Genomic DNA, 9,381 nt, shown 5'->3' with positions numbered 1-9,381 from the left:
CAGCGAGAAACAGGTCGGCTGGCAGGCCGCCTTCGCGAGCAGGCTCGCTCCCACAAAAGCAAAAGCAAAAGCAAAGCAGCGCAGCTGCCCGCGGCGAAGCCGCACCACTCAACAATGAGCGCAAGCTCGAGTGCTCTTGATCTTGATCCACCGGCGACGTCGGAAGGCTGAGTGGAGGGATTGATCCGGGCGTGGGAGCGCAGCGACCGTCTGGCGCAGCCAGACACAGCGGAAGGAGGTGCAGCGAAGCAAACCGTAGCCGCTGCGCCCGGATCGATCCCGGAGCGAAGGAACCCGAGCCTGCGAGGGCCGAACGTAGGAGCAAGCGTTTTTTGCTTACTTTTTTAGGCGCTTGTAAAAAAGTAAGTCGCCGTAAGGGCGAAACCGCCAGCCGCAACACCCGCAGCAACGGATATTCCCCCACCCCCCAAGAACACGGTCGGCCCAAAGGCCGCCGAGTTCACCCAGCCCCAACCCGAGGCTTGGGAAACAAATTATCGAGAGTCTCCAACAACCTAACGTGATAAATCGGCTTGCGAAACAGATCCAGCACCTGCAACCGCAACATATCGCTGACATCCTCCATATCCGCATGCCCCGACATCACAATCACCGGCAAATGCTCCCGCGACGTATGCTCACGCAACCGCCTGATCAACGACATGCCCGACTCCTCCGGCATACGCAGATCAGTAATCACCAAAGCAATATCAGGATGCCGGGTCAACAGATGCAACGCCAACTTCACCGACGTCGCGGTATGACAGACAAACCCCTCCCCCTCCAGCAACTCCGCCAACTCCAGCAACGCGTCTTCTTCATCATCAACCAGAAGCAACTGTTGGCGGGGCGACGAAGACGCGTTCATAGGCAATACCTGAATACTGAAAGGTAAATCCAGTGTAGTGCGATATCAGCCAGGTGCAGAGTTCATAAAAATCGAAGGGTGCTTAAGGAGTCGGAGCCGGTGCCGGTGCCGCCGGAAGTGCATTCAAAATGCTGTTGAATATCGCCAGGATCCGATCTCCAATCGGCGTAATGAACGCCACAACCACCACCGCCACCATCGCCACCACAATCGCATACTCGATCGCCGAAGCACCCTCTTCACTGCGGGCAAACGCGCGAGCCTTGGCGATCACATAATCAAAAGTCATACGAAACATAGGTCCACTCCTTCGCGCCTCTGGCGCCGACATCACCACCGCGGCAAGGTTCCACCGTGCCACCTGAGCATTGTCAACAAACCCCCGCCCAACAACTGTAAGAACGCATTAATCACAAAGCATTAATCCCATCGTTTTTCCGCCGTTTCCGGCTGTTAACTGGCCAGATTCATACTTTGGTACGGTTATTTCGCCTGTCATTAATGGCGCTTTTGCTTGGATCAGCTAGCTTGGAAATAGCGAAATAGTTGCATGTTCATAGCTGCCGAAGCAGTCCGCCTTTCGCAAGCAAATGCAATCGGTTGTGCAGCAGGAAAGGGAGAGCCGTCATGAACAGTCGCGTCACCATGGGCCTAGCCGCGTTGCTGTTGCTCGGCGCGGTTTTTGTCGGTTACTGGGGGCTGGTGCTCAGTCGTCAGCCGGCCCCGGTCGCCGAAGCGCCCGTCGCCCCAGCGGTCAGCATTGAACAGACTGTCGCGATTGCCGAAGACCAGACCCGCCAACCGGTGGTGGTGCTGCTCCACGATGTAGCGCCGTTCACGCCGTTGACCGCCGCCGATGTGACCGTGGAAAAACTGCGCAGCGCACCGGCCGGCAGCCTGACCAGCATTGAACAAGCAGTCGGTCGCACACCTTGGCGCCACCTCAGCGCCGGCACCTGGCTGAATGACGAAAGCTTTCAGGCCGGCGGCGCGCTGGCGCGGATGATTCGCCGCGACGAGCGCGCGCTCACCGTGGCCGTCGATGAAGTGATCGGTGGCGCCGGGCAGTTGCTGCCGGGGGATTACGTCGATGTGCTGCTGTATCTGCGCGAGGACGCGAGCAATCTGCAGCAGTCGGCGCAGATCGCCGTTCCGGCTTTGCGCGTGCTCGGGGTCGGTGATCAGTACGGCCTGACCAACGACGGCCAACCGGCTTCCCCCAACCTCAGCGCCGAAGAAAAACTCAAACAGGACCAGCGCCGCATCGCCGCACGCACCGTGGTGCTGGCGGTGCCGGAACAACTGCTCAGTCGCCTGATGCTTGCCACTCAAGTCGGCACCTTGCGCCTCGCGGTGCGCAGCAGCGAAGAACAGCGGCTGGCCAAATATTGGGCCGGCGAAGCGCAATCGCCCGCGCACCTGGATCGCGCCAACAGTCAGCTTTTCCAGTTCACCCAACTCGCCCTGGGCAGCGCGCAAAGAGCACCTGCCACCGCCAGTGCCGGCGCGGCGCCCAGGCCTGCGGTGGAAATCATACGCGGCAACCAGATCAGCCAACAAACCCCATGACTGCGCAAGGATTCACGTGCATGCAGAGTCGACTCAGACCGACATTGAAACCGGCGCTCCGGGCCTTGCTGTTGTTGGGATTGACGATGAACAGCGCCTTCGCGGCGGTGGGCAATTGCTCGGCACTGCCGCGCCTGCCCTCGGTGATCGAAATCGGTGAAGGCTTCCAGCAGGACATGCAGTCATCGGTGGCAATCACTCGGCTGGCAGTGGGCGACCCGAAAATTGCCGACGTGCATGCCAATGGCGGTTCGTCCTTTTTGCTCACGGGCGTCGGCCCCGGCGCGACCAGCCTGATGGTCTGGACCGCCTGCTCGGCGCAGCCGCAGAAAGCCATGGTCTTTGTCCAGGGCGCGGCGACCACGGCGCTGACCAGCAGCGTGCCGTCCGACGATCCGACCCTGCCGTCGCAAGTGCAGACCGACATCCGTTTCGTCGAAGTCAGCCGCACCAAACTCAAGGAAGCCACGGCGTCGCTGATCGGCACGCGCGGCAATTTCCTGTTCGGTTCGCCCGGCACGCTGCCACCGATCGACGGCGTGCCGCAGCCGCGCCTGCCGGTGGATAACTCGCTGTTCAATTTCTCCTGGGTCGGCGGCAAGACCATGGCGATCATCAACGCCCTGGAAACCAGCGGCTTCGCCTACACCCTCGCGCGACCAAGTCTGGTGGCACTGAACGGGCAGAGTGCAAGCTTCCTGGCCGGCGGGGAAATCCCGATTCCGGTGCCCAGTTCCGGCAGCGACAGCGTGTCGATCGAGTACAAGGAGTTCGGCATCCGCCTGACCCTGACGCCGACCATCATCGGCCGCGACCGCATCGCGCTGAAGGTCGCCCCGGAGGTCAGCGAACTGGATTTTGCCAACGCGGTGAACATCGCCGGCACCACCGTTCCGGCGCTGACCATCCGCCGTACCGACACCAGCGTGTCGCTGGGTGATGGCGAAAGTTTTGTCATCAGCGGTTTGATCAGCACCACCAACAGCTCGCAAGTGAACAAGTTTCCCGGCCTGGGCGACATTCCCATCCTCGGCGCGTTTTTCAAGGGTTCGCAGATCAAACGCGAAGAGCGCGAGCTGCTGATGATCGTCACCCCGCATCTGGTCCAGCCATTGGCGGCGGACGCGCGTTTGCCGTCGTTGCCGGGGGAGAAACTGCGCAATTACGACCCGAATTTCTATCGCATGTTCTTCCTCGAGAACGGCAACTTCGACAAGCGCAGCGGGTTGTCGCAATGAACCAGAATCTCAGCCAGACCTTTCTCGCCATCACCCGCAACAGCACCGATGTGGAATGGCTGCAAAGCGCCCTCGCGCCACTCGGCCAGGTCATCAGCGCCGGTGCCGGCAGCCTCGACGAATTGCTCGCACTGGTCGATGTAACGTTCGCCAGTCTGGTCTTCGTCGGTCTCGACCGCGAGCATGTCGTGGCGCAGAGCGCGCTGATCGAAGGTGCGCTGGAAGCCAAGCCGATGCTGGCGATCGTTGCTCTCGGCGACGGCATGGACAATCAGCTGGTGCTCAATGCAATGCGCGCCGGCGCACGGGATTTCGTGGCCTATGGCTCGCGTTCCAGCGAAGTCGCCGGACTGGTGCGGCGCCTGAGTAAGCGTCTGCCGGCCGTTACACCTAGCACCCAGCTCGGCGGCCTCACCGTTCTGTACGGTGTGCAAGGCGCGTCGGACGGCGCCTTGATCGCCAATCACATGGCCATGGTCGTGCAGAAAAGCGGCCAGCAAACCCTGCTGCTCGACCTCGGTCTGCCGCGTGGCGATAGTCTGGCGCTGTTGGGTCTGGAGAGCTCGTTTCACTTCGGCGATGCCCTGCGTCATTTGCGCCGCCTCGACGCCACGCTGATCGACAGCGCTTTCACCAGCGCCGAGCACGGCCTGCGCATTCTTGCCTACGCCAACACTGACGAGCCGCTGGAATCCACCAGTGCCGCCGAGCTGTACATGCTGCTCAGCGCCTTGCGCCAGCACTTCCAGCACATTGTCGTGAACCTCACCGGGCAGGCCGACAGTGAAGCGTTGCGCACCTTCGTCAGCCATTGCGACAAACTGCTGTGGTACACCGACCAGAACGTCCTCAACTGCCGACGCAACCTCGCCGTGCTCAACCAGTGGCGCGAGAAAGGCATGAAACTCGAGCACGGGCGCTTGCTGATCGATCGCTACCTGAGCAACGTCGCGCCGGATGCCGAGACCCTGGGCAAGACCTTCAATCTGGAAGTCATCGCCGTGCTGGCCTTTAGTCCCGACGTGCGCCTGAACGCGAAAAACCAGGGCGTGAGTCTGTTCGAACTGGCGCCCCGGGAGAAACTCACCCAGAGCCTGCGCGCCCTCGGCGAACGTCTGGCCAAGCGTTCCGAAGGCCTGAGCAAACCGAAAGTCACCTGGTTTGATCGTCTGCGAGGTCACTCATGAGCGCAGAAAAACTCTTTGGCGCGACGCCACGCGGAGCGATCGGCAACAGCGATCACGAAGGCCTGAAACTGGTTCTGCACCGCTACATCATCGACGCGATCGAGGAGTCGGGGAAAAACCTGCTGGAAGGTTCACGCCAGCAACTGGCGCAGTTCGTCACCGACAAGGTCGCCGAATACATCGCGCGTTTGCACCTGGCGATTTCGCGCTACGAGATGGAGCGCCTGGGCGAGGAAATCGTCGACGAGCTCACCGGTTTCGGCCCACTGGAAGTCCTGCTGCGTGACCCGTCGGTGACGGAAATTCTGGTCAACGGCCCGCACCGGGTGTTCATCGAGCGCGACGGCGTACTGCATCAAAGCGATCTGCGTTTTATCGATGCGCATCACGTCGAGCGGGTCATGCAACGCATCCTTGCGCCGCTCGGCCGCCGCCTCGATGAGTCCTCGCCGATGGTCGATGCGCGCCTGCCGGACGGCAGCCGGGTCAACGCGATCATCCCGCCGATCGCCCTCGATGGCCCGTGCCTGTCGATCCGCAAATTCCGCAAGGACATGCTCAAGAGCACCGACCTGATGGCGATGCAGACCATCGATCTGGCAATTTTCGAATTCCTGCAGAACGCCGTGGGCAGGCGCTGCAACATCCTGATCAGCGGCGGCACCGGCACCGGCAAGACCACGCTGTTGAACATCCTCAGCCAATTGATCAACCCGCACGAGCGGCTGGTGACCATCGAGGACGTCGCCGAACTGCAACTCGGCCATCCGCATGTGGTGCGTCTGGAAACCCGTCCGCCGAATGCCGAGGGTCATGGCGAGGTCAAGGCCAGCGACCTGATTCGCAACGCCCTGCGCATGCGTCCCGACCGGATCATTCTCGGCGAAATCCGTGGCGTCGAAGTGGTCGACGTGCTCACCGCGATGAACACCGGCCACGACGGTTCGATGAGCACCGTGCACGCCAACAATGCCCAGGACGCGTTGCTGCGTCTGGAGACTTTGGTCGGCCTGACCGGGCGCTCGATTGCCGAACGCACCTTGCGTCAGATGATCTGCGCCGCCCTTGACGTGATCATTCAACTGACGCGTATGCCCGATGGCCGGCGCTGCGTCAGTGAAGTGGTGGAAGTGGTCGGCATCCGCGAGGACGTCTACGTCACCAACACCCTGTTCCGCCTCGACCGCCGCACGGGCTTTGGCTTTGTGCGCGAAGCGGTCAACCCGGCCGGCGACAAGCTGCGCCAAGACGCTCACCTGGGCTGACGGCGAGGAGCACGCAGATGCTGGGACCGATCATTCTCATCGCCATTTGCCTGATGCTGCTCGGGCTGTCGATCTATCTGTTCCTGCAAGGCCTGCGCAAGACCGCGACGGAAAAAGTCCTCAATCGACTCGCTGCGGGGCAACCGCAATTGGCCGTGGAACAGACGAAATGGGTGGGACTGGAACGGATGTTTTTACGTGCCGGCCTCGGTCGGCCGAGCGAGCGTTTCGGCCTGTGGCTGAGCCTGTGGGCCGCGGCGATGGGCCTGGGATTTATACTCGGGAGCTGGGTTGGTTTGCTGATCATGTTGCTCGTCCCGCCCGTGGCGTTGCGGTTGTACATCGCCATTCGCTACCGGCAACGGATTCGCCGCATGATCGAACAACTGCCGCAACTGCTCGACCACACCGTGCGCAGCCTCAAGTCCGGCCGCACCCTCAGCGACGCAGTCCTGGGCGCCATCGAAGCCAGTGAAGACCCTTTGAAAGCGGCCATGGGCCGGGTGCAGCGCAACGTGCAACTGGGGGTGAACTTGCCTGACGCCGTCAGCGATTTTGCCGAACTCTACGAGCAGGACGAATTGCGCATGTTCGCCCTCGGCCTGAAGGTCAACCACCGCTACGGCGGCAACGCCAGCGAGTTGCTGGAGAATCTGATCAAACTGATCCGCGAGCGCGACCAGGGCGCGCGGCAGCTGCGCGCGTTGACGGGGGAAACGCGCATGACCGCTTGGGTTTTGGGTTTGCTGCCGCTGATTCTGGTGAGCTACTTCATGCTGACCAACCCCGGCTACATGCTCGGCATGTGGCACGACGAAAGCGGCCAGACCATGCTGCTCAGCGCCGCCGCGTTGCAGGTGCTGGGCAGTCTGGCGCTGTGGCGCATGTTGCGGAGCGTTTGAAATGGTCTGGCTCGCCGCGCTGTTATTGTTCCTCGGTTCGCTGTTATTGCTGGGCAATCACCTGCTCACCGAGCGCCGCCGCGTGCGTCAGGTGCATCAGCGCTTGCATGGCCAATTGGTCCGGGAAAACCGTTTCGGCCATTGGCTGCGCGCGCTGGGCAACAGCCGTTTCGGCCGGGGCTCGGTGAGCATCGACAGCGAAACCCAGACCCTGCTCGGCCGCCTCGGCTGGCGCCGCGCCAACGAACGCGCGCTCTTCGCCGCCTGCCAGATCGGCACGCCGCTGCTCGCTCTGGGGCTGGCGATCTTTTTGCAGGAAGTGTTTTTCCCGCAGACCAGCCACCGCTGGATGGCGCCGATGTTCGCCGCAGGCGGCGGCTATCTACTGCCCAAACGCCTGCTCGCCTACGCCGCCGCCCGCCGACAGAAAACCATCGCCGTGGAAATTTCCACGTTCATTCCGCTGCTGCGCATCCTCTTTGAATCCGGCATGGCCGTGGAACAAGCGCTGCGCGTGCTCAGCGTCGAAGCGCAAAAACTGCTGCCGGAGCTAACCAGCGAACTGCGCCTGATCCTCAGCCGCGTCGACTCGGGTCTGGAGCTGGGTCAGGAGCTGAACAAGACCGCGGTGATGCTCGCGGTGGATGAATTCACCGACACCTGCGTGATCCTCCAGCAACTGATCCACCAGGGCGGCGGTGCGATGAAATCACTGCTGGCGCTCAAGCAATTACTCGATGACCGACGCCTGACCCGGCTGCAGGAATACATCTCGAAGATGTCGGCGAAGATGTCGGTGGTGATGATGCTGTTTCTGTTTCCCGCCCTGCTGATCGTACTGGCCGGCCCGGGTTTCACCGCCATTGCCCGCGCGTTCGCAAACTGACCTTGGCTCATGGAGAGCGTTTGATGAAAGTACTGATAGTCATGGCAAGTCTGTTGCTGCTCAGCGGCTGCGCCACGGATGGCCAGGCGCCGTGGACCTCGCTGCTGTCGCCGTCCAGCTGCAGCAAACTGACCTCGGAGCAGGAGCTGTCGCTGAACCTCGCCGATGATCTGGCCAGCGACGGCAAGCTCCACGCCAGCCTGGCCAACCTGCAAAGCCTGCCGGACAACCTCAGCGAAGTGCGCCTGCGCAAAGCCAAGGTCTATCGCCTGCTCGGTCGCAGCGAAGCCGAGCCGCTCTACCGCAGCCTGCTCGGCGGCTGCCTCACCGCCCAGGCCGAACATGGCCTGGGCCAGGTCTACGCCGCCCGTGGCGACAACGGGCAGGCCCAGGCCCACCTGCAACGCGCCGCGCGCCTGGCGCCCACCGACGAAAAAATCCGCAATGACCTCGGCGTGGTCTACCTCAACCAACTGCGCATCAACGAAGCGAAATTCGAATTCCTCACCGCCATCGAACTGAGCCAGAACAATCAGTTGGCGACGCTGAACATGGTCACCCTGCTGCTCTACCAGAACGACTGGCCCCAAGCCGCAGAGGTCGTCAGCCGCTCGAAACTGACCCCGGAACAATTCACCGAAGCGCAGCAACGCGCAGAAAAACTCAAAGCCCCGACCAACGCCAAAGCCGCACCCGGCGACCGCGTCGCCGCCTTCATCGACCCCCTACCGCCGACGCTCGAATAGGAGACAGCCATGACCATCCGCAAAGGCCTGTGCTACCTGACCCTGCTCACCCTGCCCCTCAGCGGCCACGCCATCGACACCGGCCCGGCCTCGGCGCAACAACAGGAAACCGAAGGCTGGCTGGTCCTGCAAAGCCGCAACAAAGCCGCCTCGCCGAAACCTCAGAGTGCAACAGCCACCGAACGCGAACTGGCGATGCAGCGCTGGCTGAAGAAATACCAATACGAGATCCCGGATTTTTACGATCCGGATGCGGGCGGGAAGATCGAGAGCAAGAATTAGTTTGTTGGTGCGCTTAAAGGCCCCTTCGCGAGCAGGCTCGCTCCCACAGTCGACCGCGTGCTTTCGGTGGGAGCGAGCCTGCTCGCGAAGAACGATAACGCGGTTTCAGCTCTGCGGATCCACCCGATCCAGCGCCCGATTCACCGCCAACTCCGCCAGCATGACAATCTGCTGAATCGCCAACGCTGTGCTGCGCTGAAACCCGCTCAACTCGCCAGCGAAATTACTCGCCATCGCACTCGCTGACGCCAGCGACTCACAGGCATGCGCCAACAAGCTTTCGGTATCGACATTGGGCACCACCATGAACAGCGTGCTGGGCGGGTGCGGTTTTGCAGGTGCGGGGCAGAGATAGAAATCGAGCGCGCGTTTTATCGCTTCGCGGTTTTTCACCAGATCGTCGGCGCGCATGGCGTCTTCGAGCGGGGTGGCGGGGGA

General features: G+C 62.0%; 11 protein-coding genes. 8 read left to right on the top strand and 3 right to left on the bottom strand.

Features of this window, described 5'->3' with window-relative positions:
* Positions 1-460: 460 nt before the first annotated feature.
* Together D8U71_RS12545 and D8U71_RS12540 are read right to left on the bottom strand one after the other, a co-directional pair.
* A complete protein-coding gene (locus D8U71_RS12545; protein WP_130887882.1) occupies positions 461-868 on the bottom strand; it encodes a response regulator in 408 nt (135 codons plus the stop codon).
* A gap of 82 nt (positions 869-950) precedes the next feature.
* Positions 951-1,157, bottom strand: a complete 207-nt coding sequence (locus D8U71_RS12540; protein ID WP_122748111.1) for a Flp family type IVb pilin — start codon at positions 1,155-1,157, stop codon at positions 951-953.
* Positions 1,158-1,495: 338 nt separating this feature from the next.
* Between D8U71_RS12540 and cpaB the strand changes: the two genes are divergently transcribed.
* Genes cpaB through D8U71_RS12500 form a run of 8 tightly spaced genes read left to right on the top strand, consistent with a single transcriptional unit; the run spans position 1,496 to position 8,943 of the window.
* Positions 1,496-2,437: a Flp pilus assembly protein CpaB gene (gene cpaB, locus D8U71_RS12535; protein ID WP_130887881.1), complete on the top strand. Its 942-nt coding sequence runs from the start codon at positions 1,496-1,498 to the stop codon at positions 2,435-2,437.
* A 20-nt stretch (positions 2,438-2,457) separates the two neighbouring features.
* Positions 2,458-3,675 carry a type II and III secretion system protein family protein gene (locus tag D8U71_RS12530; protein WP_130887880.1) on the top strand — a complete coding sequence of 406 codons (1,218 nt, stop codon included), beginning with the start codon at positions 2,458-2,460 and terminating at the stop codon, positions 3,673-3,675.
* A complete protein-coding gene (locus tag D8U71_RS12525) occupies positions 3,672-4,862 on the top strand; it encodes a pilus assembly protein (protein ID WP_130887879.1) in 1,191 nt (396 codons plus the stop codon). The genes D8U71_RS12530 and D8U71_RS12525 overlap by 4 nt, the downstream gene beginning before the upstream one ends.
* A complete protein-coding gene (locus D8U71_RS12520; protein WP_039763729.1) occupies positions 4,859-6,127 on the top strand; it encodes a CpaF family protein in 1,269 nt (422 codons plus the stop codon). Before D8U71_RS12525 ends, D8U71_RS12520 begins: the two co-directional genes overlap by 4 nt.
* Before the next feature lie 17 nt (positions 6,128-6,144).
* Complete coding sequence (locus D8U71_RS12515; RefSeq protein ID WP_130887878.1) at positions 6,145-7,029, top strand: type II secretion system F family protein; 885 nt, start codon at positions 6,145-6,147, stop codon at positions 7,027-7,029.
* Position 7,030: 1 nt separating this feature from the next.
* The gene (locus D8U71_RS12510) at positions 7,031-7,915 is read left to right on the top strand and encodes a type II secretion system F family protein (protein WP_024011441.1); all 885 of its coding nucleotides are present in this window, start codon (positions 7,031-7,033) and stop codon (positions 7,913-7,915) included.
* A gap of 23 nt (positions 7,916-7,938) precedes the next feature.
* The gene (locus D8U71_RS12505; RefSeq protein WP_130887877.1) at positions 7,939-8,661 is read left to right on the top strand and encodes a tetratricopeptide repeat protein; all 723 of its coding nucleotides are present in this window, start codon (positions 7,939-7,941) and stop codon (positions 8,659-8,661) included.
* A gap of 9 nt (positions 8,662-8,670) precedes the next feature.
* Positions 8,671-8,943: a DUF3613 domain-containing protein gene (locus tag D8U71_RS12500; protein WP_110603770.1), complete on the top strand. Its 273-nt coding sequence runs from the start codon at positions 8,671-8,673 to the stop codon at positions 8,941-8,943.
* A gap of 105 nt (positions 8,944-9,048) precedes the next feature.
* On the opposite strand, the gene D8U71_RS12495 is transcribed toward D8U71_RS12500, so the two are convergent.
* On the bottom strand, positions 9,049-9,381 hold a 333-nt coding region (locus D8U71_RS12495), incomplete at its 5' end, for a DUF6124 family protein (protein WP_130887876.1).

Source organism: Pseudomonas sp. Sample_21, assembly GCF_004307525.1.
Lineage (GTDB): Bacteria > Pseudomonadota > Gammaproteobacteria > Pseudomonadales > Pseudomonadaceae > Aquipseudomonas > Aquipseudomonas atacamensis.
This window is presented reverse-complemented; position numbering and strand designations above follow the sequence as displayed.

Coding starts and splice junctions, on each gene's coding strand:
- D8U71_RS12545 (WP_130887882.1), bottom strand. CDS start 868: ATGAACGCGTCTTCGTCGCCCCGCCAACAGTTGCTTCTGGTTGATGAT.
- D8U71_RS12540 (WP_122748111.1), bottom strand. CDS start 1,157: ATGACTTTTGATTATGTGATCGCCAAGGCTCGCGCGTTTGCCCGCAGT.
- cpaB (WP_130887881.1), top strand. CDS start 1,496: ATGAACAGTCGCGTCACCATGGGCCTAGCCGCGTTGCTGTTGCTCGGC.
- D8U71_RS12530 (WP_130887880.1), top strand. CDS start 2,458: ATGCAGAGTCGACTCAGACCGACATTGAAACCGGCGCTCCGGGCCTTG.
- D8U71_RS12525 (WP_130887879.1), top strand. CDS start 3,672: ATGAACCAGAATCTCAGCCAGACCTTTCTCGCCATCACCCGCAACAGC.
- D8U71_RS12520 (WP_039763729.1), top strand. CDS start 4,859: ATGAGCGCAGAAAAACTCTTTGGCGCGACGCCACGCGGAGCGATCGGC.
- D8U71_RS12515 (WP_130887878.1), top strand. CDS start 6,145: ATGCTGGGACCGATCATTCTCATCGCCATTTGCCTGATGCTGCTCGGG.
- D8U71_RS12510 (WP_024011441.1), top strand. CDS start 7,031: ATGGTCTGGCTCGCCGCGCTGTTATTGTTCCTCGGTTCGCTGTTATTG.
- D8U71_RS12505 (WP_130887877.1), top strand. CDS start 7,939: ATGAAAGTACTGATAGTCATGGCAAGTCTGTTGCTGCTCAGCGGCTGC.
- D8U71_RS12500 (WP_110603770.1), top strand. CDS start 8,671: ATGACCATCCGCAAAGGCCTGTGCTACCTGACCCTGCTCACCCTGCCC.